Below are 25,122 nucleotides of genomic sequence, written 5' to 3' on the forward strand. Positions count from 1 at the left end.
TCACCTTTCTTTGTAGATTTTCATTTTTAAAGTTCCTTTAATATGCTACATTTTGTAAACCGTATCAATATACTTGTACAAAGCAGGCATATCAATTCTTACAGTTCGCCCAACTCGAATAACCGCGTTGGCTTCAGTGGCAACCTTCATAAGAGTGTTTCTGCTCCAATTAGTATCGGAACACGCTTCTTGCACTCTCTGTAGTTTTCCTCTCCTGTTTATTACTGCTGCATTCATTATCAGCCCTCCTTGCATAATTTATTGTGAAATATCCTGCGCGCTGGCTTTTCATCTATTGATATTGTATCTCATGTGTAGTACAATGTCACTACACCAACATTTGCATTAAAGGGAGGATATTCGATGGATAAGTGTATTTTTATTACACGTTTTAGGCAATTATGTAAACTTAATAATAAAACGCAAGCTGAGATTGCTGAAATTTTAGGAATCAGCGTTAATGGATTAAAGCATTATTTGAGAAAAACCAATAATACCTTTCCTCCAGTAGAATATCTTGATTTAATGGCAAAAGAATTCAATGTTGATATAGGCTATCTTATTGGTGAGATAAATGAACCCCGATATAACGAACAACTCATTACCGATCTTACTGGATTGCGAACTCATACTTTAATAGACGATCATTATAATTTGTATTTTGCTGATAAGACCTACGCGTGTGATCTTATTTTAAAAAAATCGTATCAATTTTCTTCAAATTTCTGTGAACTTATTGATACTATGGCTGATTCAACAAGAATCAAAGAGCTATCTGATTTAGTGGATCAATATATACGGAATAGAGATGATAAGATAATTGTTGTAAAAGAACGTGGTGAAAACAATAGTGGACGTTTTGAATATGCCTATAGAAATAACGAAGCCAATAAAAAAGTATTACATAATCGAATTATATCTTTGTTTGATGAAATTATTGAAAACGCAGCTGGCTTTTCATTGGAGTTTGATGACCCGGATACTTCTCACGAACTAGCAATGCAACTGATTCAATTTATTGAAAGCTCTTTTGACTCAATTCCATATCAAAGATTAATAAAGATTGTGCAATACAAACTAGACGAAATAAAACATTTTTCAGGAAATGAATATATATTGGGATGGGGAACGCCAGATGATATAATTTCACAGATTCCTAAAATTGCAGAAAAATATAATTACTCACTATCTTATAATTTCATGAAAGGTTTTGTAAAATGGCTAAATACTAAAAATTAATTATTTAAATATCAATTATATCATTTTTATCTTTTTATTTCATTTTGTTCTAAAGCATGATATACTATAAAAGCTGCCGAGCCTCCAGCAGAAAGGAGGTGAGTTCGATGGATAATATTATTGCTCTAATCCTTGTCCCTGTCGCAGTAAATGTAATTAGCTACTGCATTTACAAATGGCTGGACAGAAAAGACAAATAGGCAGCATAACAGCCTAGGGCATAAGCCACCTACATAAACGGAATAGAAAACCCCGGAAGTCTCACACACCTCCGGGGTTTTCGTTTGCTTTCGATGGACTATTGCTCTAATCCTTAGCTGTTATTATCATATGCCATAACTAGGGAAATGTCAACTTATAAGTTTCCACAGTCAACACCGTAAAATCTTAGGTATTTCTAGCATTTGTCACAAGATTGTCACAAATTAAGCTTTTCAACCATTAGAACCCTTGTATTTACTGGCTTTTTGAAATAATAATGTCAAGTGTTTTTTCTTTACATTGTATATACTATTTATATGTCCAAATTTATTATACGCTATTTCTAATTGTCCGCCCTTATGCTATACTATAAAAGCTGCCGAGCCTCCAGCAGAAAGGAGGTGAATCACATGGAAGAAATTTTCACCGCATTTCTTGTTTCCGTTTTAGCAAGTGTAGTTAGCTACTACATATGCAAATGGCTGGACGGTAAACAATAGGCAGCAACAGCCTAAACGGATTAGCTCACCGTAACGAGCAAGAAAGCCCTCAGAGCTGCAACTCTGAGGGCTTTCGTTTCGTCGCATGGAATTTCACCGCATTCCTTAGCTACTATTAGCATATGCCATAACCAACGAAATGTCAACTTAAAATCCACATATTTTACTGAATCAAACTATCATCATCAAAATAATTAATTTTCATAGAAGCCTTTACATCCCTCAGAGTCTCAGCTGCCTTTGCCTCAGCCACCTTACTGCCCTCTCTTAAAATATCATAGACATCCGGAATGCGCTGCTCCCACATTTTACGGCGCTCGCGGATCGGGCCAAGCTCAGCCTGGAGAACGTTGTTCAGGAACTTCTTAACCTTAACATCTCCAAGTCCGCCTCTCTTATAATGGTCTTTCAGCTCGTCCAGGTTCTGATAATCCGGAAGAAATTCCGGGAAGTATTCTGGTTTGCAGAAAGCATCCAGATAAATAAATACCGGATTGCCATCAACATTTCCCGGATCCTGAACACGAAGATGATTCGGATCCGTGAACATGGACATAACCTTCTTCTTAACCTCATCTGCCTCATCGGAAAGATAAATGCAGTTTCCAAGAGATTTACTCATTTTTGCCTTACCGTCAATACCTGGCAGACGCAGGCACGCCTTGTTGGAAGGAAGTACGATCTCCGGCTCTGTAAGCGTCTCACCATATACTGTGTTAAACTTGTGTACGATCTCTTTGCACTGCTCCAGCATAGGAAGCTGATCCTCTCCAACCGGAACTGCTGTTGCGCGGAATGCTGTAATATCAGCTGCCTGGCTGATAGGATAGCAGAAAAATCCAACCGGAATGCTGGCTTCGAAATTACGCATCTGGATCTCAGCTTTCACAGTAGGGTTACGCTGAACACGGGCCACTGTAACCAGATTCATATAATAGAAAGTAAGCTCTGTAAGCTCCGGAACCATGGACTGGATGAAAATTGTGGATTTGTCCGGATCAATCCCGCAAGCCAGATAATCAAGTGCTACCTGGATAATATTCTGACGAACCTTCTCCGGGTGCTCCGCGTTATCAGTAAGCGCCTGGGCATCCGCGATCATAATATAAATCTCGTCATAATTTCCGGAATTCTGAAGCTTTACACGCTCAGATAAAGAGCCCACATAATGTCCCACATGAAGACGTCCTGTAGGGCGGTCTCCTGTTAAAATTACTTTTTTCATAGTTTGCTACTCCTTATATTCACCGCCATGCCGGCCCTTTTGTAAAACCAACACAGTTGTATTTATTTATAATCAATTCAGCAAACACTCCCCATTTTTTACATGAATATACAAAACGCCCAAAGCACATAGACTAACTTTAGTTACTGTTCACTGGTAACATTCCGCGAGGTGTTTTTTGTGAACAAAGTTCACAGAAAACCCGAGAGTTGCGGCGCGAAATCATGCAAAGCATGATTTCTGTGCATCGCGAAGCGTGTTACTGTGAGCGGAGTGAACAGTAACTAACTTTATTCATACCATTTGTGATGTCGCTTCAGTTATTAACTGCAGGGTAGGGAAATGCTTCTGTTTTTCAATTACAGACTTGCGCGAATCACCTTTGGTCTGCATCCGGCAGTCTCCAGTGCTTTCACGATCTGATTCTTATGGTCTGTACCAAACGCCTCCAGAGTGATCTTCAGTTCTACAGCTGCATTACGGTTTGTGCTTACAAACTGGTTATGATCCAGCTTGATAACATTTCCCTGATTCTCTGCAATAATAGAAGCCACACGTACCAGTTCACCAGGCTTATCCGGGATAAGAACAGATACGGTAAAGATTCTGTCACGCTGGATCAAACCATGCTGTACTACAGAAGACATGGTAATCACATCCATATTTCCACCACTTAAAATGGACACAACCTTTTTATTCTTGAAATCAAGATGACGAAGCGCAGCCACTGTCAGAAGTCCTGAATTCTCAACGATCATCTTGTGATTCTCTACCATATCCAGGAATGCAACGATCAGCTCATCATCCTCAACCGTGATGATTTCATCCAGATTCTCCTGGATATATGGGAAAATATGAGAGCCCGGAGTCTGAACTGCAGTACCATCTGCAATGGTGTTTACATGGGGCAGTGTAACAACCTCCCCTTTCTCAAGAGAAGCCTTCATGCAGGCTGCACCTGCCGGCTCTACACCGATTACTTTAATATGAGGATTAAGAAGCTTGGCAAGTGTGGATACACCTGTTGCAAGTCCGCCTCCACCGATTGGCACCAGAATATAATCTACAAGAGGAAGCTCCTGAATGATCTCCATAGCAATGGTTCCCTGTCCGGTAGCAACTGCAGGATCGTCAAAAGGATGAATAAAGGTATAGCCCTTTTCTTCAGCAAGCTCCAGAGCGTATGCACAGGCCTCATCATAAACATCACCATGAAGAATAACCTCTGCGCCATACCCTTTTGTACGCTCTACTTTAATAAGCGGTGTAGTGGTCGGCATTACGATCACGGCCTTCACACCGTACTTGTGTGCTGCATATGCCACACCCTGTGCATGGTTTCCAGCGGAAGCTGTGATCAGGCCTTTGCCCCTCTCCTCGTCGGAAAGAGTACTGATCTTATAATAAGCTCCACGCACCTTATATGCACCTGTTCTCTGCATGTTCTCTGGTTTGAAGAAGACCTTGTTTCCAGTGAGTTCAGAGAAATAACTGCTCTTCACCAGCTTGGTCTCCTGGGTTACCTGCTTAACTATTTCTGCCGCTTCTTCAAAACTCTCTAATGTAAGCATTTTTATTTTTCCTCCTGTAGTCTGTGGGGTTAGTTTTCATCCGGACGAATATCAAACAACGCATCCACAAAAGAATTTGCATCGAATTTCTGTAAATCGTCAATGCTCTCACCAACGCCGATATATTTCACCGGAATATCAAGCTCAGACTGGATTGCCACCGCAATACCACCCTTGGCTGTACCATCAAGCTTGGTAAGAATGATACCGGTTACATTCGCCACCTCTGCAAACTGTCTTGCCTGCACAAGTGCGTTCTGTCCTGTCGTTCCATCCAGAACCACCAGAGTTTCCAGATACGCTTCCGGATATTCCTTCTCCAGAATGCGGTAAATCTTGCGAAGCTCTTCCATAAGATTCTTCTTATTATGAAGTCTTCCTGCGGTATCACAGATCAGAACGTCTGCATTGCGGGCCTTGGCTGCTGCCACTGCATCATAGACAACTGATGCCGGGTCTGCTCCATCCTGACCGCCAATGATCTCCACTCCTGCCCGGTTCGCCCACTGGGTCAGCTGTTCCCCTGCCGCTGCACGGAAAGTATCCGCAGCACCAAGAATAACCTTTTTGCCCTGGTCCTTCAGCTTGCCAGCAAGTTTTCCAACGGAAGTTGTTTTTCCAACACCATTGACACCAATCACAAGAATAACGGATTTACGGTTTTCAAACTCGTACTCTGTGCTGTCTACCGTCATCTGCTCCTTGATGGTATCAATAAGAAGCTGCTTGCACTCCTTGGGATCCCTGATATTTCGGATTTCCACCTGGTCTTTTAATTTGTCCAGAATGGCTGTGGTGGCATTGATTCCAATGTCACCCATGATCAGGATTTCTTCCAGCTCCTCATAAAAATCATCATCTATTGTTGAATAGCCGGTGAAAAGAGAATCAAATCCTGCCACAATGTTGTCTCTTGTTTTTGTCAGGCCACTGACAAGTCTTTTAAAAAAGCCCTTCTTTTCCTCTGCCATTTCCTCTCCTCCTTTTACTGCGTAAGCTGGTTTTCCACAAGATCAACGGAAACCAGCGTGGAGACGCCTTTCTCCTGCATGGTAATACCATAAAGTCTGTCTGCGGCATTCATAGTACCACGCCTGTGTGTTATTATAATAAATTGCGTGTTCTTCGTCAACTTCTGAAGATAGCCTGCGAAACGGCCTACATTCGAATCGTCAAGTGCCGCCTCGATCTCATCAAGAAGACAGAATGGCGACGGCTTCAGATTCTGGATTGCAAACAAAAGTGCGATTGCAGTAAGTGCCTTCTCACCACCGGAAAGCTGCATCATATTCTGAAGCTTTTTGCCCGGCGGCTGGGAAATAATACGAATTCCTGCTTCCAGAATGTCCACGTCTTCCTCAAGCTCCAGAGTCCCCTTACCGCCTCCAAACAATTCCTTGAAAGCCTTGTCAAACTCTCTCTGGATATCCTGGAATTTCTCCGTAAACTGTTTACGCATTCCCTCATCCAGTTCCTGGATAATGTTCTCCAGCTGTGCCTCTGCGGTTTTCAGATCCTCATACTGTCCGGAAAGGAAAGCATGACGCTCTGAAATCTCCTTATATTCCTCAATTGCATTTACATTAACGTTACCAAGCTTACGGATTTCATCCTTCACCTGGGCAATTTCTTTCTTCATGGCTTTCAGATCGTTCAGCTCTTCTTTTTTGTACTGAAGGGCATTGTTCGGGGTGATCTCATACTCATTCCACATATAGGAAATCTGAGATTCCCTGTGCTCTTCCAGCTTCTCGATCTGACTTTTCAGACGGTAACACTCTTTGTCCAGAAGTGAAATCCTGCCGGACAGCTGATCCCGCTTCTCAAAAAATGCCTTATGGCTGGCATTTTTTTCATCCTTCACACTCTGCCAGCTCTCCATCTGAGCCTTCGCCTTGGTTTCATCCTCTTCCAAAGTCCGGATCACTGCCTCCAGGTTCTCTACAGACTGGCGCTTTCTCTCATTCTCTTCGCCGCCAAGCTCCAGCGTTTCATGAATATCTGCTTCCTCCTGGCGAAGAGCTTCCATCTCATGGGTCAGACGGCCCAGAGTCTCTGCTGCGAAGCTTTCTTTCTGCTGGGCTGTACTTGCTTCCAGACGAAGAGCCTCCAGTTTCCTGGAAACCTCCTGCTCAGAAGCCCTCCAGGTCTCTAATTCTTCCTGTTTATTCTGGATAAAAGTCTCCAGTTCTTTCTCATCCTGCTCAGAAGCCTTCAATTCTTCGGCAATCTTGCTGTGATCAGCCTCTGCCTCCTCGATCTGACGGCGGATTTCCATCTGCTCTCTCTGAATCTCTCCGTAGCCAGCCTGGATTTCCTTTATCTTGGCTTCTACCTGGTTAATGTTCATCTTCGCCGTGTTCTGGGCAACATACTGCTGACGCAGTTTTTCCTGCAGATCTGCAATGGTGTCACGCATAACATTGCGCTTGCTTCGATTATCATTAATAGCAGTCTGCATGTCATCCATGTCTTTTCGAAGAGCCTTCACACTGGATTCCAGTTCTTCGATCTCACGGCGGCGGCCAAGAAGGTTGCTGTTATTCTTAAAAGAACCACCTGACATAGAACCGCCCGGACTGAAGGATTCCCCCTCCACAGTTACCATACGAAGACTGTGCCGGTACTTTCGCGCAATGGCAATGGCATTGTCAATGTGATCCACCACAAGCACACGACCCAGAAGATAAGTAGCAAGTCCAGCATACTCCGGACCTGTAGTTACCAGTTCACTGGCAAGCCCGATCACTCCCGGCTCCTGCAGCGCATCCCTCTGGGTAAAACCACTTCTGGTATTGATACTGTTAAGCGGAAGGAACGTAGCACGGCCGAAACGGTTTTTCTTCAGAAATTCGATCATCTGCTTGGCCGTCTGTTCATTGTCTGTGACAATGTTCTGAATACTTCCGCCAAGAGCCGTCTCAATGGCGATCTCATACTCCTTATTTACCTGGATCAGATCCGCTACAACACCCTTAATTCCCGGTACCCGGTCCTTCTGTTCCATTACACGGCGGATACTGTTTCCGTATCCGTCATAGCGCTCTGTAATATTTTTCAAAGATTCCAGCCTGGAAGCCTCACGGTGATATGCACTCTGGCCGATTTCCATCTGGCTGTTCTGTTTCTTTAATTCATCTGTAATTTTATGTACTTCATTATCCAGGCGCTGACACTCTGCATTCATGTCCTGGATAAGTGTGGTAATTCCCTGAAACTTCTCCTTTGCCCTCTCCAGCTCACTCTGCTGCTGGGCTTCCTCTGTTTTCAAATGAAGCTGTCTCTGACTGATTCCCGCTTTACGGATATCGATCTGCTCCATCATGGTATCGAAACGCTGGGCTTTTCCTTTGGTAGTGGCACGGGTATTGAGAAGCTCGATAATCTCGTTCTTGCCATTCTCCACTGCCTGGGAGCACTCTTCGATCTGTGCCTGAATATTAGAAATCCGGTCCTCTTCTGCCTCCTGGCGCTTCCTTGCTTCCAGAAGAGCTGCATGGAGCTGGGATTTCTCCGCCTCCTGCCTCTCCAGAGACTCCTGGCGTTCCTTCAGATCCGCCTCAATGGACTGCAGACGGCTCTTGTAATGTTCTTCACTCTGCACTCCGGACAAAATCTGTTCCCGAAGTACCTTGGTCTCGCCATCCAGCTGCTGCCTGCGGATTGCCTTATTCTGCGTCTCTTCACGCAGCTGATCCATCTGGGAATTCAACTGTTCCAGTTCCTCTTCCAGACGGTCATATTCCACTTTCGTCTGCTCGTAGGCCTTCTGATTCTCCTCCAGCTCCTCAGCAGCCCTGGTATTCTTGGTATCCAGCTCTTTTAATTCACGGCTAGTCTCCTCGTTTTCCAGAAGGAAACTGTTCACATCCAGTTCCCGCAAAGTGTCTCTTTTGGCAAGATAAATTCTGGCTGTCTCGGACTGGCGCTCCAAAGGGCCCAATTGTCTGGTAAGCTCACTTAAAATATCGGTAACACGCACCAGGTTCGCCTGCTCGTCCTGCAGCTTCTTAATGGTAGTTGCCTTTCTTCGCTTAAACTTTACGATTCCGGCAGCTTCGTCAAAAAGCTCACGGCGCTCTTCCGGCTTACCACTTAAGATCTTATCGATCTGTCCCTGCCCGATGATGGAATAGCCCTCTTTACCAATACCGGTATCGTAAAACATCTCATTAATATCCTTCAGACGACAGGCACTTCCATTAATAAGATATTCACTTTCACCGGAGCGGTAAAGTCTTCGGGTAACCGTAACCTCATTAAAATCAACCGGAAGCTTGTGATCGCTGTTATCCAGAGTAATGGCAACAGAAGCAAAGCTAAGGGGCTTTCTGGTCTCCGTGCCGGAAAAAATAACATCCTGCATGTTTCCGCCTCGAAGCTGCTTGGCGCTCTGTTCTCCAAGGACCCAGCGGACCGCATCACCTACGTTGCTTTTTCCACTGCCGTTGGGGCCAACGATTCCCGTAATTCCATTATGAAATTCGAAATTGATTTTCTGTGCAAAGGACTTAAACCCGTGCACTTCAATATTTTTTAAATACATATATTCGAACCCTTGTTATTATTTTCTCATCTTCCGGATTGCCTGGTAAGCAGCTTCCTGCTCGGCAGCTTTCTTGGTATGTCCTACTCCGGTACCCATCACATGACCGCTGACAAGCACATCCACGGTAAAGCTTTTATTGTGATCCGGGCCTTCTTCTTTTATCAGATGGTACTCCACAAGATGGGTTCCCTTCTCCTGTACGATTTCCTGCAGGATGGTCTTGCTATCATAAAAGAGCTGTTTGTTCTCAAGATCGTTCAGAATGAATTTCAGAACAAACTCCTTTGCGCTAGCAAAACCACCGTCCAGATAGATAGCTCCAAGCAGAGCCTCTGTTGCATCGGAAACAATAGAGTCACGGTTTCTTCCACCAGTCATGTCCTCACCTTTTCCAAGGAGCAGATACTGCGGCAGTCCGAAATCTCTTGCACAATAAGCAAGACTGGGTTCGCAAACCAGGCTGGCTCTCTTCTTGGTCAATTCGCCCTCTGGAATCTGGGTGAATTTCTTATAAAGAAAATCACTGCTGATCAGCTCCAGAACTGCATCTCCAAGAAACTCCAGACGCTCGTTGCAGCCTGCCTTACCAAGCTTCTTCTCGTTGGCATAAGAACTATGTGTCAGTGCAAGGATCAGAAGGTTTCTGTTCCTGAACTCATAACCGATCCGGTTCTCCAATGCTTTTAACTTTTTTTCCATGATAAACTTCCTTCCCTCTGACTAGCTGGCAGACCCCCGGCAGGTCTTTGCCGAAGAGTCTGCTGCAATGCATGGATGATCATGCTTTTTCTGGTGTCTCTTCCACCATATGGGCAGCGATTTTCTCATTGATTTTCTGCTGTCTGAACTGAACACACTGAAAAATAGCGTGACGAATCTCAACCGCCCTGGCACTGCCGTGTGTCTTCACAACCAGTCCCTTAAGACCCAGAAGAGGAGCTCCGCCGTACTCACTTGCATCAAATGCCTTCATGGTTTCTTTGACGGCCGGTTTCACCAGAAGAGCTCCAACCTTGCTGCGGGTGTCTTTCATAAGGCCGGTTTTAAGCATCTTCATAAAGGTACTTCCAAGTCCTTCATAAAGCTTCAGGATCACGTTCCCGACAAAAGCCTCGCAGACAATCACATCTGCATAACCAGCCGGAATATCCCTTGCTTCAATACTTCCAATAAAATTGATCCCCGGGCATTCCTTCAAAAGAGGGAACGTCTCCTTCACAAGGGCATTTCCCTTCTCCTCCTCTGCACCAATGTTTACAATGGCAACACGAGGGTTCTTGATTCCAACCACGTCTTCCATATAGATGGAACCCATCTTCGCAAACTGTACCAGATGCTCTGGTCTGGCATCTACGTTCGCACCGCAGTCAATAAGAAGTGACACACCATTCTGGGTAGGAATCAAGGGTGCCAGCGGCGGACGCTGTACTCCTTTGCTTCTTCCTACGATCACCTGACCACCTACTAAAATAGCGCCTGAGCTTCCAGAGGAAACAAATGCTTCTGCTTCCTGCTTCTTCACAAGATTCAGTCCTACCACAATGGAAGAATCTTTCTTCTTACGGATTGCCAGAACCGGAGGCTCTGCTGTCTCGATCACCTCTGTGGTATTCACGATCTGGATTCTTTCCTTGGGGTAATTCTGAAATTTACTCAGCTTTTTCTCAATTACATCCTGCCTGCCGGTAAGGATCACATCAATGTCTTCCCTCTCGGCAACAGCCTCTACGGCTGCTTTCACTGGTTCTGCCGGAGCGTTGTCTCCGCCCATGGCATCTACTACAACTCTAACTGTCTCTGCCATATTTTTCTCCTCTTCGGATATTCTTCAATACTGTAATCTGGTAATGTGAAAACATCCATTATAATCGGGATATGCAAAACACAGCCCAATTCAACAGCTCCTCCATACCATAGCATGTTTGAAAAAGGCTACAAGGTACACTATCCCGAATAATACTATTCTACTTTATCTGCCCCCTCTTAGTCAATAGGGAATCAAAGAAAGGTTTCGGACCCAAAGACTGTGGTTGACGAAGCTTCCAATCTCCGCTATACTCTCACTGGGAGCAGATAGGTGCCGGTGTGCCTCCTGGTCTTCAAAACCAGTGTGGGGCGCTAATCCCGTCCCGGATGGGTTCGATTCCCATATGTTCCCGCCAAAAAAGCATACCCAGCTTTCCATTCTTACTCTTCTCATGGAGACCGATCTGTCTGCTGCAAGTTTCGTTTTAACACTCTTCCTCCATTTTCCATAACTGTAATCCGCTCTCTGTCAAACCTCTCCAGCAGTATGATCGCACATTTACGGGATATTCCCAGACGGTCACGAAATTCTCCAGTCTGGATCATACCCTTTTCTTCATATAACAGATACGCCATATCCAGAGCTTTCTGCCGTATTTCCCAGTGCATATAATGCTTCTCGTCAAACCGTACAAGAACACCGTCCCGCACCATGGCAAAGAACACTTCTGAAAAATCCCGCTCACCGGAAAATACTTTCTTCACTTCATCTGTCAGCGGAGGCATAAAGCCCGATTTCAGATATAATTCCTGCAGCTGCAAAAAGACAGAATTCCCACATATTTCTTCTGTTATTTTTCCTGAAGCATGTGCTTTTTTTCTTTCCTTTCCGGTACATGCGCAATGAACAACAGCATCTGCATTCTGTCTTTTTTTCCTTTTTACCCCATTGGGATTCAGCACAACTCCACCGCCGATGGTTTCTACCGGCGAATAAAATCTTATAACAAAACGATCCCCTGCTTTCATTGCCGTCACCTGCTCCATCCGAAGCTGGACTATGGCCTCTTCACCGGGCTTCAGCACTACTCTGTCAAACAGAATTATTTTACACACCAGTTCTGCTGCCCCATGATAAAGATGAACACGGGTACCGCTTTTTAAAGTACGCTGTCCTGACTTCAACAGCTGCAGCCGTACATCTGCGATCATGGTACCTTCCATACTTCCTGCTGCTGCCAGAATTTCTCCCCGGGAGATCTGCTCTTTTCCAATCCCCGGAAGATTTACAGCCACCCGCTGTCCCGGAACAGCTTCGGATACTTCCTGGCCATGCACCTGAATCCCTCGAATTTTTACCCTTTCAGCTCTGGGATAAAGCATGGCGTCATAATTCAAGCCTAAACTGCCATCAAGCAGCGTCCCGGTCACTACAGTTCCAAAACCCTTTAGAGAAAATACACGATCTATGGGCAGGCGAAACGCAGATGCTTTTGTCCCCATTCTGTCTGTGCAGCTGTCACCTTCTTTTTGGGAAGGCTTCTGATTCCCCGTGTTTTTTCCGGCTGTGCACAGTTTCCACAACACCCTGCGCAGTTCCTCAATCCCACGCCCATCCACAGCACTGGTCACTATCACATCCTCATTTTCCAGAAACGTCCCCTCAGCAAACTCCCTAATTTCCTGGTCAAGTCCCTTTTTCCATTCCAGGTCACCTTTGGTGAGCACAAGCACACCCTTTCGAATACCAAGCAGGGAAAGTATTGCCAGATGTTCCCTGGTCTGAGGCATAACTCCCTCATCTGCTGCGATCACTACCATGGCAATATCAATTCCGCCAGCTCCAGCCAGCATATTCTTTATAAACCTTTCATGGCCTGGCACGTCAATAATCCCAGCTTCCCTGCCATCCTGAAATTTCAGAAACGCAAAACCATTTTCAATTGTAATCCCCCGCCTTTTTTCCTCTGCCAGGCGATCCGTATCCGTGCCTGTCAGCGCCTTGACCAGCCAGGTCTTACCATGATCAATATGTCCGGCAGTACCTATGATTCTGTACCTTTTTTCTTCCATATCTTTTTCACGCCCCATTTTGTACGAACAATCCCACTATTTCGCTTTCAAATAAACAGCGCGAAGGAGCCACTTCTCCGCGCCATATTTATAACAATATTGTCTTTTTTCTGTTGTTTAAAAATATAATTCAGCAATTTAATAACATTATTCTACAGTAACAGATTTTGCCAGGTTTCTCGGCTTGTCCACATCCAGGCCCTTCGCTACGCTGACATAATATCCCATCAGCTGCAGCGGAACAATTGCAAGGCTGGTTGTGAAATACTTCTCCGTCTTGGGAACATATACGGAGAAATCAGCGGTATCCTCAATACTGTAATTGCCATAGCTGGTCAGTCCCATCAGATAAGCACCACGGCTCTTTACCTCAACCATATTGCTCAGTGTCTTCTCAAAAAGATCCTTCTGCGTCATCACACCGATCACCAGAGTACCATCCTCTACAAGGCTGATAGTTCCGTGCTTCAGCTCACCTGCTGCGTAAGCCTCAGAATGAATGTAACTGATCTCCTTCATCTTCAGGCTTCCTTCCATGCTGATAGCATAGTCAATTCCTCGGCCGATGAAGAAAATATCATGGGCATTTGCATACTTGCTTGCAAACCACTGGATACGCTCCTTATCATCCAGAACACGGCTGATCTTGTCCGGCAGGGTCTCCATCTCAGCAAGCAGACGGGTCACTTTTCCCTCCTCAAGCTTTCCCTGGACAAAAGCACTCTGGATAGCCAGCAGATACATGACGATCAGCTGGGTGCTGTAAGCCTTGGTGGTGGCAACAGAAATCTCAGGTCCTGCATAAGTATATAACGTATAATCGCTCTCTCTTGCAATGCTGGAGCCTACAACATTGACTACACTAAGTACCGGAACATTTCTATCCTTGGCAAGACGAAGGGCAGCCAGGCTGTCTGCAGTCTCTCCAGACTGGGAAATAATAACCACCATGGAATCCTCCACAAGGATCGGATCACGGTAACGGAACTCAGAAGCCACATCCACCTCAACCGGGATCTTCGCCATGGATTCGATCACATATTTGCCAACCATACCAACATGGTAAGCAGAACCGCAGGCGATGATATAGATTCTCTTAAGAGAAGCCAGCTTCTCATCTGTAAGCCCTGTCTCAGAAAAATCAATGTGTCCCTCTTTTACATAAGCGCCAATGGTGTCCTGAACAGCCTTCGGCTGCTCATGGATCTCTTTCAGCATAAAGTGCTCATAGCCGCCCTTCTCAGCAGCAGCTGCATCCCACTGGATCTCCACAACGTCTTTCTCAATCTCTTCACGGTCGATATTGTAGAAATGGATCTCATCACGGGAAAGCTCCGCAATTTCAAGATTGCCGATATAATAAACTCTTCTGGTCTGATCCAGGATCGCAGGAACATCAGAAGCGATAAGGCTTCCGTTCTCGCTCTTTCCAATGATCAGCGGACTGTCCTTGCGGGCTGCAAACAGTTTGCCCGGATAGTCCTTGAAAATAACACCAAATGCATAAGAACCGCGGATACGGAGCATTGCTCTGGAGATTGCTTCCAACGGAGTTCCGGTTTTCTTATAGTAGTAATCTACCAGCTTCACAGCCACTTCTGTATCTGTCTGTGAATAGAACGTATAACCGGAACGAAAAAGCTTCGCCTTCAGCTCCTGATAATTCTCGATAATTCCATTATGAACAAGTACTACGGACTTATCATCTGTACAATGAGGATGGGCATTTGTCTCAGAAGGCTCTCCATGAGTCGCCCAGCGGGTATGACCGATACCGCAGGTACCCGGTACGGCTGAACCGCCGTCTGTCTTCTCGATCAAAGTTTTCAGACGCCCTTTCGCCTTTACGATTGCGATCTTATCAGTTGCCTCGTTTCGAACTGCGATACCTGCTGAATCATAGCCTCTGTATTCCAGCTTGGAAAGGCCTGTCAGCAAAATCGGTGCCGCCTGTTCATCTCCTACATAACCAACAATTCCACACATAAAATTTCCTCCTCAGTCTCAGTCTTAATCATTCTCCTCGTTTTTCTCCTGGCCAGCTGTCTTCTGCCATGCCTCAACCCCTTCTGTATTTTCCTTCTGGAAAAGGATTTTGAAGGTAAGCATCAAAAGCTTCAGATCCAGCTTCAGAGAATAGGTCTCAATATAGGTGAGATCCAGTTTCAGCTTATCATAAGGTGTCGTGTTGTATTTACCATAAACCTGGGCATAACCGGTAAGTCCGGCCTTCACTTTCAGGCGGTAATCAAATTCAGGGATCCTCTCGCTATACAGTGCAGCAATTTCCGGCCGCTCCGGTCTTGGGCCTACCAGAGACATATCACCTTTCAGGATATTAAAAATCTGTGGCAGCTCATCGAAATGGATCCGGCGGATAAGCTTCCCGACCGGTGTGATCCTGTCATCCTCTTTCTTCGCCAGCTGGGCACCCTTCACTTCAGAGTCCATTTTCATGCTTCTGAATTTCAGGATCATAAAGATCTGCTTATCCTTCGTAAGACGCGGCTGCTTATAAAAAACAGGACCGCCATCATAAAGCTTAATAGCAAGTGCGATCAGAATCATAAACGGAGATGCGATCACCAGCCCTGCCAGGGAAAATATAATATCCACAATTCTTTTGAAAAACAGCTGCTCTGCTGTCAGACGCAGGTTTCTGGAAAGAAGAAGCGTGGTATCAAATAAATGAATATCGTCTGCATTCCGGAGCATAATATCAGAAAGCTTCGGAATAGAATAACAGCGGATATCCTTCTCAAAGCAGTATTTCAGGAGAAGATTTCGTTCGTGGGACGGGATATCCCCGATCACAACTGCTTTATATCCGTTGATCTTCTCCTTGATCACGTCAAGGCCAAGGGAAAGGGATGCCATCTCTTTAATGGCATATTTATCCTCTCTGGTCTCAAACTTATTCCTTAAATCTCCCGGATTACGTCCGCCATAAATCATCAGCATCTGTCTGGGCGGATACAGTCTGGTGTACACATAACGCATACCAACCACCCATATGACAACGATCACCAGGTCAATCCCCATCATAGCCAGCATAGGTGTCAGATGCTCTCCCAGACGCCAGCGGCCGATCAGGCACAACTGTAAATAGGTAATAAAATTCACGCAGCACACAGACAGGATCTGGGAATAGATTACTTCAAATACCCGCAGATAACCCACCTTAAAACCACCGTAAATTTTATAAAAGAAGTATATCATCAGCACATACAGGCCAATGACTACCTGATTGCCTCTGTCAAAGCGTCTGCCGATGACCTCCTTGTGGGCATAAAATTTATACCAGATATAGGCGAAAAGCAATGTTTCAATAGCTATGATCACCGCAGACGCCAAAAACATGATCAGTCTCTTATATCGTTCGCGATTTTCCATTTTTTCCTCCAGTAAATTTCCTCTGAAATCTATACGTTGTATAAGTATAGCACAAAAAATCCCAGAGGAAAACGATTTTTTTCGTCACCTTATTTTGCCCAAAAATGACAGAGCAGGTTGATATCCAGACCAAACCGTGATAAAATCAGTACATATTGTGGTAAAGCAATATAGTATTTATACAATATGATATTTTATAATGTGAAGTAAATAACAGATTCTGAGTTTTGTCAATATGTAATTTTCAGAGTGATGGTTTACAGGTACTGTTCACTGGTAATGTTCTGCAAGATATTTTGGGGAGCATTACCAGTGAACAGCTGCGAAGTATACCTCGGTCTGCAGAAAGGAATCAATGCGTCATAATCAAATTTCCAGACAGAATAAAAATAAAAAAATAAAATATCTCGCCATAGGACTTGCCGCCGGCGTTCTTGGCATAGGCTCAGCTGCAGGTGTTCTCACTTCTGCCAACAGCCATGCTGTGACCCGGAGCGCATCCTCTTCCACACAGGATACTGACCAGATTACTTATAAAGGTGTTACCTATGTTCCGAAAGGGAATCTTGAGACTTACCTTTTCGCCGGAATTGATTCTCCGGATAAGGTAACCGAGATCAAGGAATACGACGGCACCGGTCAGTGTGATGTGCTGCTTGTGCTTGTCCGCGACAGAAGCACAGACACCTGCAAGTTTCTCACCATCGACCGGAACACCATGACTCCGGTGAAGAGCCTTGCAGATGACGGCTCTTACATAGATACCACAGAATGCCAGATTTCCCTGGCACACGCCATGAGCCTGGATCATGAGACCCGTGCAGAGAATACTGTGGATGCAGTTTCCACGCTCCTTGGCGGTCACAAGATTGACGGCTTTGCAATGGTAAACATGAGCGCCATTGAAGTGGTAAATGATATGGTTGGCGGTGTCACCGTCACCATCGAGGATGATTTCCCGGACAGTGACACACTGATCAAGGGACAGACCGTAACTCTGCACGGTAAGGACGCTGAGCGCTTCATCCGTGAGCGCAAGACCGTTGCCGACGGACTGAACGAGAACCGGATGAGCCGTCAGGCCCAGTACGAGGAAGCTTTCAAGCCTGTTTTCCAGGCGAAATGCAGTGAAGATAAGACGTTCCCGCTGGATCTTTATCATGCACTTGAGGACTACATGACTACCAACATCAGTGCCAAGAAGTTTTCCCGTCTTGCCCTTCTTCTTTCCGATGAGAAAGAGGAGGAGAAAGTATCCATAGAAGGAACTGCCGACTTCGACGAGGATGGCTGGCAGACTTTCACTCCTGATCCGAACAGCCTTCAGGAAGCGATCCTTTCGCTTTTTTATAAGGAAAAGAAATAATTTTCCTGTTAGAAAATAAATCGTAGAAGAGAAGATTCTAAACAGCTACAATAAACAAAATTAAGGAGACCCGACATGAACGAAGAACTCACAAACGACGAGGTGGAAATCGACCTTGTGGATCTAGGCAACGTCTTGTTAGACAAATGGCGTTATCTGCTGATCAGTCTTATTGCAGGCGCTGTACTTCTGGGTGCGTATTCCCTTTTCTTTATCGCACCTACCTATGAATCCACAGCCAAGCTTTACGTAGTATCTGCCTCAGACGATTCTGTAGTCAATTTAAGTGACCTGAATCTTGGTACTTCCCTGACTGCAGACTATGAACAGCTGATGCTCAGCTATCCGGTACTAAACCGTGTTATTGACCGTCTGAATCTGGATTCTACATCCGATGAACTGGCTAAAGCTTTTTCACTGAACAACCCAAGCGATACCCGTATTCTGGAGATCACCGCTACTTCTACCGATCCGCAGATGGCTATGGATCTGGCTGAAACTATGGCTGAGGAAGCCATTGATTATCTCCCGGATACCATGAGCACACTTGCTCCGAATCTGGCACAGCCTGCCAAACTTCCTGAGAGTAAAGTGGCTCCAAGCTATACCAAGTTCACCATAATCGGTGCCCTGCTTGGACTTCTCATCTGTGCAGCATTCTTTATTGTAAAATATCTGATGGATGACACCATTCATACTGCAGATGATATGGAAAAATATTTTGGGCTGGTACCTCTTACCACTATCCCTGACAGCGATCAGGTAATCGATCTGGATGAGGAGCAGCACCGCAGACGCGGCAGAAAGAGAGGTCGTACGAAATAATGAACCAGCTTAATGTAAACCTTCCGGAGCTGCCCTATGCAGTTTCCGAAGCGATGAACCGACTTCGTATTAATATTAAATTCTGCGGTAAAAATACCCGCAAGATCCTTTTGACCAGCTGCCAGCCTAATGAAGGTAAGAGTACCATTTCCTCCTACCTGTGGAAAATGCTTGCAGAAGCAGGATTTCCTACTGTTCTGGTAGACGTTGACCTTCGTAAATCCGTTATGAAAACACGTTTTCAGATGGACTACGACGATGACACTACTATGGGACTGAACCACTATCTTTCCGGTATGGCAGAATATGAGGACGTTATATACAGTACCAATATTCCAAACGGCTATATGGTTCCGTGTACACAGCTCCTTGAGAATCCTTCCGCTCTTCTGGAAGATGTTCGTTTCAAAGAGCTTCTGAATACCCTTTCAGAGAATTATCGTTTTGTTATTATAGATTCCCCGCCGCTTGGCAGTGTATCAGATGGAGCGCTTATCGCTTCTCTGTGCGACGGCGCAGTTCTGGTTGTACGTGCTGGTACCACACCGCGTACTCTGATCAAGCAGTCTCTTTATGAGATCCAGCAGTCTGGCTGCAAGCTCCTCGGTACAGTTCTGAACCGTGCCGATGTAAAGGGACGTGCTTATGGCAAGTATGGCTATGGAAAATACGGTTATGGTTATGGATACGGCTATGGTTATGAGCCTAAGGATAAAAAAAACAGCTCTGACTCCGCTGCTGCAGATAAGAATTCTACCGGAAAATAACCGTTTGTACTATTTTTACCGGCTGTGAACTTTATTCACAGTAATCCAACTTCCGGATAAACGGGTCTGCGTGGGGAGACCGTTTATTAAATACATTAAATTAAGAAATAGAGGGTGTTACCAATGAAATCATTCAAAAAAGTAGCTGTGACTATCCTGGCTGCAGTAATGATGCTTCTCATCAGCACTACTGTTTTTGCAGCAGATTCACCTGTAAAAACATCTTTCAATGCTTCTCTTACCAAGAAAACTGTAACTTACACTGGTAAGAAACAGCAGCCAAAGGTTGTAGTTAAGAATGAAGCTGGAAAAACAATCAAAGCTAAATACTACACAGTAAAAGTTAAAACATGTAAGAATGCCGGAACATACAAAGTTACCATCATCGGTAAAGGAAAATATGCCGGATATACACAGACTCTTACTTACAAGATCAAAGCTAAAACTCAGAAGGTAACCTTAAAGTCTGCTGATAAATATACTGTAAAGGCTTCTGCAGTTAAGAAGAGCAGCAAGACTCTTAAGAAAGCTATCAAAGTAACTAAGAAAACTGGTAAAGTTTCTTACACAACAAACAACTCCAAGATCAAAGTTAACAAAAACGGTAAGATCGTAGTTGCTAAGGGAACCAAGAAAGGTACCTATCAGGTAAAAGTTACTGTTAAAGCTAAAAACTACAAGACAGTAAACAAATACATCACCGTTACAGTTAAATAATTCTGGTGTATAATAAAAAACAGCTCTCTGACCACGCAGGGAGCTGTTTTTTTATTGTTACTGATTTTCGCCTCACATATTATTCTCAGCTCAGGCGGCTGACCTTCTGGCGATACTCTTCCAGGTTGTCTTCGTCAATATAGCCGATACTCAACAAATATAAATTAAGCGCTTGTGTAAAATCCACCGCAGTTTCGGCACCGTTTAAAGCAAAATCCAGATCTATAATCTTCTTCTCCTCTTCCTCCGTGCAGTCTACAATCTGAAATTGAACAGAGCATTGCTCTATGTCATAATTCATCGCAAGCAATATTTCCTTATCACCCTTGCAAACAGACAATTCAATTTCACGTTCCACCACCTGTTTCAAATCCAGTCCATAATTTAATATACCGCTATTTTTTACATATTTGATATCATCGGCCTGTAAAATCAGCTGAAGTACGTCCTGTATTGTTTCCATCATTTTCTCTCACATCTTTTCTTTATTTCCACAGCTGTTTGCTGCTTCAAATTTCTATTCTCATAATAGCACGGAAACAGGAGCTTCACAAGTTTTATCTGTCTGTTTTTATCTAAAAATTTCGAGATTTTTTGCTCTGTATTTGTCACATTCCAGATATACTGTGCAGGTACTGCATGCAACTATACATTTCAACTCCATGGATTGGTGTAATTACCCTGTCCTTAAAGCGCTTCGGAATAGAAAAACGAAACTCGCCCACAAGAGCCGGGCAGTGGTAATTTTACCAAATCATACTCCCCGCCAGGGATATTTTCTGCCCACGCATCGCTACAAATAAGCAGCCGCTTCCAAATAAAGTCCAGTATAAATAGAAAAAAAACAAAATTCTCTATATACGCCACTACCGCCCAACGAGTACTGGGCGGTAGCAAAGTAATTAATTGATTTCGTACTCTTCGAAGTTTTTTGATGAAAGGCAAAATCGTCAAGAGCGCACTTTAGGTCGTCGATATGGCTCAATTTCTCCATATCTTTGGAATACTTGTGAGGTATATAGTAATGAATCCGTTACAACAACCATAGCTGGCGACCACCCTATGTCTACAGTATCATCAATAACTATATCGTCAGAAATATCCTTATATTCCGCCAGTATAAGATCAATTGCATTTTGTTCATCGTTTTCTTTCTTTACCTGAACATTCATGTATTTCAAGAGTGTTATTATTAGTTTCAAATCATCTTTCTTTATAACCGGAGCTCCTATTTTACATTGCAACAGATCTTTTTCAAACATATTCATGTTACCAGAAACATGCTTTTCATTTCCGTTACCATACTTTCGGGGACAATTAAATTGAAAAGTTCTTTTATTCCTTCTCCGAGATAAGTTTATAAGCGGTCTCTTACTACTTAAAAACTCTGGAATTGTATATAGAAAATCCACATTGCCAATTGCATTCTCTAAAAAAAATATTCCGTACGCACTTATACTTTTATAAGCAAAATTAAAATTAAGTATATTAGAAGGAACAGGATATTTTTTAGAAATAGCCTGTACGAGAGGTCTATCTTTTAATAATTCCCATTGAAATACATTTAATACAATACTCGGATGATGTCGAAAAATATTCTTTTCATATTTAGCCTGCAATGTGCAAATTCTTAATTCTTTTTTACTTCTATCATATGTAAAAATTTGTAAATCCCCTAATTCAACTCTTTTAGACTGTCCATGTAAAATATTTGAATTATAACTCACATAATATTGAGCATGAATCTGTTTCACAAATGTGCACTTTATCGCCGTCTGATTGAGATACCTTGCCATTAATCTGAAAAGATATATTTCATTCACTTTTTGACCTTTGGGTCTATTTTTCAGCATAGCATTAAATGTATTTTTCATCATAGTTTCTCCTCGCTATGTTTACTTGAAATCCTCTAACTCCGATAATGATAAAATACTGTAAATCCAGGAATTTTAATATTTCTGAAATTTCTCAATCACACACTCATGCAGTTTCGTCTTCTTATCGTAATTAATACCTGCCAGCAGCAAATCCCCATGATAATCTTTTAGCACCTCACTATACTGCTGTCTCTTAATCTGGGCAATTGCTCCGGAAGCATTTTTATTCCATTTAAGTTCAATTATGGCTGCAGGTTTGTCCAGATGAAGCTTTCTGGGAAGAAAGCAAATATCTGCAAACCCTTTCCCGCTTGGCAGTTCTCGAATAACTGTATAGTACTCTCTTGCAAAATAAAATGCCAGATTGATCGTACAGCTCAAAGAATTCTCATCATTATACTGTAAGATAGATACTTCCTGATGCACTTTATCGATTCCCTTTGCCACTGTATCACTGTCCATTCTCCACAAAGCTTCCAGCAGCTTTCTAGAATTTTCTACAGAGTCAATAACCTCAGGCCACTCCATAGTGCTGATTGCATTTATATATTCCTGAGATACTTCTTTATTGGGAATATAGACAGTTTTATCCGGCCAATGATAGCTCAAATAGCCAAGGTGGACCAGAAGGGTCAATACATCATCTTTTCCCTGAAAAGTCGCCATATCATTCGAAAAAGTTCCCGTGTTAATCTGTACCTTATCGCCTCCAAGCATTTTTATGACAGAATCTTTTAGGCCATCATAATTCAATCTAATATAAGTTTTAAGTGCTTCATAGGTTTCTGTCTGATTCCAGTAATTATCAAACACCCCACTGAGCATTGCATCCACTACAGATTTCGGGCTATACATGGAATAAATCTTTTTCTGATTCTCTTCTACTGTTATCAGTTCGTAGCCATCATACCAGGCCTTTGTTTCCTCAAAGCTTCTCTTGTACCGGGCACACAACATTTTTACTTCATCTTCTGTAAAACCAAAGAATTCAGCCATCTCACGGGGATTTGTCATAGAATACTCTGTGAACATATTCAAAGCGGAATGAGAACCATATTTTTTTATGGGCAAAATTCCTGTCATATATGCCAGCGCAACATAATCCTGATCCTTCAGCCACACTCTCAAAAAATCAAGATACTTCTTCTGTGCCTCTCTATCCTTCTTGTATTCCCGGAAAAGACAATCCCACTCATCGATCAAAATCACAAAAGGGCATTTTGTTTTTGCAAAAATATCCTTCATCACCTGTATCAAATCTTCAGAATCCCGAAAGTGCAGATTTCCATAAGCATCTAACAAATCAAACAGTAAATACCGCTTCAATCGTCCCAGCATCTCATCTACACTGTTGGTAACGCTCAGGAATTCCTGCATATTGATTTTGATAACATCATATTGGTTTAAATGGTCTCTATATGTGATTGCTCTGCTGATCCGCAAACCGCCAAACAAATCATCGCTATTTTCTTCTTTCTCATAATATGAAGCAAGCATATTAGCCGCCATAGACTTTCCAAATCGTCTCGGGCGGCTGACACATACATATCTCTGCTCTGTACAGATCAATTCATTTGTTCTGGCTATCAATTCACTCTTATCCACATAAATCTTGGACCTCAGACTATTGCGAAAAGAAGCACTTCCAGGATTCAGATAACTTCCCATATTACACACACTCCTGATAAAAAGTTCCACAGTATCAATTGCTTTTGCTTGAAATAATGATACCATGGAACTGCAAAAAAATCTATAAAATATGTGCTTTTAAACCATTAGCGTATACGTCTCGTTTTTATATCTTTTTAATCAATTCCATACTCTTCCAAAAGTTTCTGGCGAAAAGCAGAATCGTCAAGGGCACGCTTTAGGTCGTCGATGCGGTTATCGCACAACAGGAATTTGGTAAGTTTCTGTTCACGCTCCAAAGCCTCTTTTCCTTCCGCCAGCCCAGCAGCACGTCCCTCTGCCAATCCAGCGATTCGCCCCTTTTCCTCAATCCCTTGAATCGCTTTACAAACATTCACCTTTTCTTCCTCAACTTCTTTTTCAATCTTCATTCCAGTCATCTCCTCCATTACACGAACAGCCTTCCTGTCCATAGTTTCAAATGCAGTATTCTCCTCCACAAGCTGGCTCAGCTTCTCCGTATCTTTTGAATACTTAATAAACTGCATTACCTCACGAAAATTAGAAGTAAAAAGCTCCAACTCCTCTTCACTCATCTCCCCTGGTGCAATCAGATTAATCCGATAGTCAGGAACCAATGACAATATGCTTTCGTCCTGTACAATTAACATCTCATGCAGCGACCTGGGTGCATCCCAACTATCAGCCCCGAAATACACTACTACTGTTATAATTGGAAGCAGCCTGTCTTCTCTGTAAAAGCCTGAAAGAAACTCTGCGGAATCTGGTTTCTTCTCTTTAGGATCTTTCTCCTTCCGCGCTTTTTTATGAGAAGCCTCTACTTTCTGCACCTGCGCTGCATATTCCAGCGAATCGTAAACCATATTTTTCACTGGCATTGCATAATGAACATTGGACTGGTTCTCCACTCCCAGAAGCAGATACACCGCATTTTCATCTTCCATAGCACACAGGATTTTAAACACATCTCTGTATTTCTGATATGGCACCTCCGCCCCGTCAGCTCCATATGGAATAATTACATTCGCCGTATCCAGTTCCTTCAAATTCTTAGGGTCAATGACCTTTTCTCCTTTGTAAATCATATGGTTGAACACGTCCGCAAAAACTTCTGTGTCCTCCATGTACTCTTTTGTGATGATATCCTTTCTTCCCATGGATTTCACCACCTTCTATGATTTGTTTTTCAGAAGAGCTTATGTAGGTTTGAAACTCTTATGATGTATATAGGATAGCATACTGTTTCCTTTTCTGGAAGGAAAATATATTGGAAAAGTATGAAATTTATTTAATAAGTTTTTTAGAAAACTTTTAGGAATTTCACTCTGCATTTATGGGGACAGACCCCAATGCTAGCAATATAGTGTCAACTTAAGCCAGTTATATTGGCTCATCTGTTCCTTGAAAACTAAATAGTAAAAAT

Annotated in this window: 19 protein-coding genes and 1 tRNA gene; 6 read left to right on the forward strand and 14 right to left on the reverse strand. The window is 43.4% G+C overall.

Annotated elements, in window-relative coordinates:
* Nucleotides 1-45: 45 nt before the first annotated feature.
* Nucleotides 46-237: a DUF6462 family protein gene (locus AB5Z12_RS14815; protein ID WP_368357345.1), complete on the reverse strand. Its 192-nt coding sequence runs from the start codon at nucleotides 235-237 to the stop codon at nucleotides 46-48.
* 126 nt (nucleotides 238-363) lie between these two features.
* On the opposite strand from AB5Z12_RS14815, the gene AB5Z12_RS14820 reads away from it, so the two are divergent.
* Nucleotides 364-1,239, forward strand: a complete 876-nt coding sequence (locus AB5Z12_RS14820) for a helix-turn-helix domain-containing protein (protein WP_368357344.1) — start codon at nucleotides 364-366, stop codon at nucleotides 1,237-1,239.
* An 864-nt stretch (nucleotides 1,240-2,103) separates the two neighbouring features.
* Here the strand turns inward: AB5Z12_RS14820 and trpS are convergent.
* The 6 genes from trpS to plsX form a co-directional block, all read right to left on the reverse strand.
* Nucleotides 2,104-3,165 carry a tryptophan--tRNA ligase gene (gene trpS / locus AB5Z12_RS14825; protein ID WP_148461954.1) on the reverse strand — a complete coding sequence of 354 codons (1,062 nt, stop codon included), beginning with the start codon at nucleotides 3,163-3,165 and terminating at the stop codon, nucleotides 2,104-2,106.
* Between the two features lie 359 nt (nucleotides 3,166-3,524).
* Nucleotides 3,525-4,736, reverse strand: coding sequence for a threonine ammonia-lyase (ilvA, locus tag AB5Z12_RS14830; RefSeq protein ID WP_118578861.1), 1,212 nt, complete (start codon nucleotides 4,734-4,736; stop codon nucleotides 3,525-3,527).
* 29 nt (nucleotides 4,737-4,765) lie between these two features.
* Nucleotides 4,766-5,707 carry a signal recognition particle-docking protein FtsY gene (gene ftsY / locus AB5Z12_RS14835; protein WP_173717145.1) on the reverse strand — a complete coding sequence of 314 codons (942 nt, stop codon included), beginning with the start codon at nucleotides 5,705-5,707 and terminating at the stop codon, nucleotides 4,766-4,768.
* A 14-nt stretch (nucleotides 5,708-5,721) separates the two neighbouring features.
* Nucleotides 5,722-9,282 (reverse strand): chromosome segregation protein SMC, encoded by a 3,561-nt coding sequence (smc, locus tag AB5Z12_RS14840; protein WP_368357343.1) that lies wholly within the window; start codon nucleotides 9,280-9,282, stop codon nucleotides 5,722-5,724.
* 18 nt (nucleotides 9,283-9,300) lie between these two features.
* Nucleotides 9,301-9,984, reverse strand: coding sequence for a ribonuclease III (gene rnc, locus AB5Z12_RS14845; protein ID WP_118578867.1), 684 nt, complete (start codon nucleotides 9,982-9,984; stop codon nucleotides 9,301-9,303).
* A 79-nt stretch (nucleotides 9,985-10,063) separates the two neighbouring features.
* Nucleotides 10,064-11,089, reverse strand: coding sequence for a phosphate acyltransferase PlsX (plsX, locus tag AB5Z12_RS14850; protein WP_368357342.1), 1,026 nt, complete (start codon nucleotides 11,087-11,089; stop codon nucleotides 10,064-10,066).
* 261 nt (nucleotides 11,090-11,350) lie between these two features.
* On the opposite strand from plsX, the gene AB5Z12_RS14855 reads away from it, so the two are divergent.
* Nucleotides 11,351-11,447 (forward strand) — tRNA-Sec (locus AB5Z12_RS14855).
* A gap of 34 nt (nucleotides 11,448-11,481) precedes the next feature.
* Here the strand turns inward: AB5Z12_RS14855 and selB are convergent.
* From selB to AB5Z12_RS14870, 3 genes are all read right to left on the reverse strand, one after another.
* Nucleotides 11,482-13,122: a selenocysteine-specific translation elongation factor gene (gene selB / locus AB5Z12_RS14860; RefSeq protein ID WP_368368695.1), complete on the reverse strand. Its 1,641-nt coding sequence runs from the start codon at nucleotides 13,120-13,122 to the stop codon at nucleotides 11,482-11,484.
* A gap of 129 nt (nucleotides 13,123-13,251) precedes the next feature.
* Nucleotides 13,252-15,090 carry a glutamine--fructose-6-phosphate transaminase (isomerizing) gene (gene glmS, locus AB5Z12_RS14865; RefSeq protein ID WP_173736258.1) on the reverse strand — a complete coding sequence of 613 codons (1,839 nt, stop codon included), beginning with the start codon at nucleotides 15,088-15,090 and terminating at the stop codon, nucleotides 13,252-13,254.
* Between the two features lie 24 nt (nucleotides 15,091-15,114).
* A complete protein-coding gene (locus tag AB5Z12_RS14870; RefSeq protein WP_173717720.1) occupies nucleotides 15,115-16,497 on the reverse strand; it encodes an exopolysaccharide biosynthesis polyprenyl glycosylphosphotransferase in 1,383 nt (460 codons plus the stop codon).
* Between the two features lie 355 nt (nucleotides 16,498-16,852).
* Between AB5Z12_RS14870 and AB5Z12_RS14875 the strand changes: the two genes are divergently transcribed.
* The 4 genes from AB5Z12_RS14875 to AB5Z12_RS14890 all read left to right on the forward strand — a co-directional run bounded on the left by AB5Z12_RS14875 (nucleotide 16,853) and on the right by AB5Z12_RS14890 (nucleotide 20,172).
* Nucleotides 16,853-17,863 (forward strand): LCP family protein, encoded by a 1,011-nt coding sequence (locus tag AB5Z12_RS14875; protein ID WP_173717719.1) that lies wholly within the window; start codon nucleotides 16,853-16,855, stop codon nucleotides 17,861-17,863.
* Nucleotides 17,864-17,938: 75 nt separating this feature from the next.
* A complete protein-coding gene (locus tag AB5Z12_RS14880) occupies nucleotides 17,939-18,688 on the forward strand; it encodes a YveK family protein (protein ID WP_173717718.1) in 750 nt (249 codons plus the stop codon).
* Complete coding sequence (locus AB5Z12_RS14885; protein ID WP_173717717.1) at nucleotides 18,688-19,455, forward strand: CpsD/CapB family tyrosine-protein kinase; 768 nt, start codon at nucleotides 18,688-18,690, stop codon at nucleotides 19,453-19,455. Before AB5Z12_RS14880 ends, AB5Z12_RS14885 begins: the two co-directional genes overlap by 1 nt.
* Before the next feature lie 123 nt (nucleotides 19,456-19,578).
* Nucleotides 19,579-20,172 carry a hypothetical protein gene (locus AB5Z12_RS14890; RefSeq protein ID WP_173717716.1) on the forward strand — a complete coding sequence of 198 codons (594 nt, stop codon included), beginning with the start codon at nucleotides 19,579-19,581 and terminating at the stop codon, nucleotides 20,170-20,172.
* A gap of 85 nt (nucleotides 20,173-20,257) precedes the next feature.
* Here AB5Z12_RS14890 and AB5Z12_RS14895 read toward each other — a convergent pair whose 3' ends face one another.
* The 4 genes from AB5Z12_RS14895 to AB5Z12_RS14910 form a co-directional block, all read right to left on the reverse strand.
* Nucleotides 20,258-20,638 (reverse strand): hypothetical protein, encoded by a 381-nt coding sequence (locus AB5Z12_RS14895; protein WP_173717715.1) that lies wholly within the window; start codon nucleotides 20,636-20,638, stop codon nucleotides 20,258-20,260.
* Between the two features lie 484 nt (nucleotides 20,639-21,122).
* On the reverse strand, nucleotides 21,123-22,049 hold the full coding sequence (locus tag AB5Z12_RS14900) for a hypothetical protein (protein WP_148463704.1): 927 nt from the start codon (nucleotides 22,047-22,049) through the stop codon (nucleotides 21,123-21,125).
* A gap of 72 nt (nucleotides 22,050-22,121) precedes the next feature.
* On the reverse strand, nucleotides 22,122-23,717 hold the full coding sequence (locus tag AB5Z12_RS14905) for an AAA family ATPase (protein WP_148463703.1): 1,596 nt from the start codon (nucleotides 23,715-23,717) through the stop codon (nucleotides 22,122-22,124).
* A gap of 137 nt (nucleotides 23,718-23,854) precedes the next feature.
* Nucleotides 23,855-24,856 carry an Rpn family recombination-promoting nuclease/putative transposase gene (locus AB5Z12_RS14910; protein ID WP_148463702.1) on the reverse strand — a complete coding sequence of 334 codons (1,002 nt, stop codon included), beginning with the start codon at nucleotides 24,854-24,856 and terminating at the stop codon, nucleotides 23,855-23,857.
* Nucleotides 24,857-25,122 lie beyond the last annotated feature (266 nt).

Origin of the sequence: Ruminococcus sp. RTP21358st1_G6_RTP21358_211008 (assembly GCF_040908885.1) — a bacterium.
Lineage (GTDB): Bacteria > Bacillota > Clostridia > Lachnospirales > Lachnospiraceae > Blautia_A > Blautia_A faecis.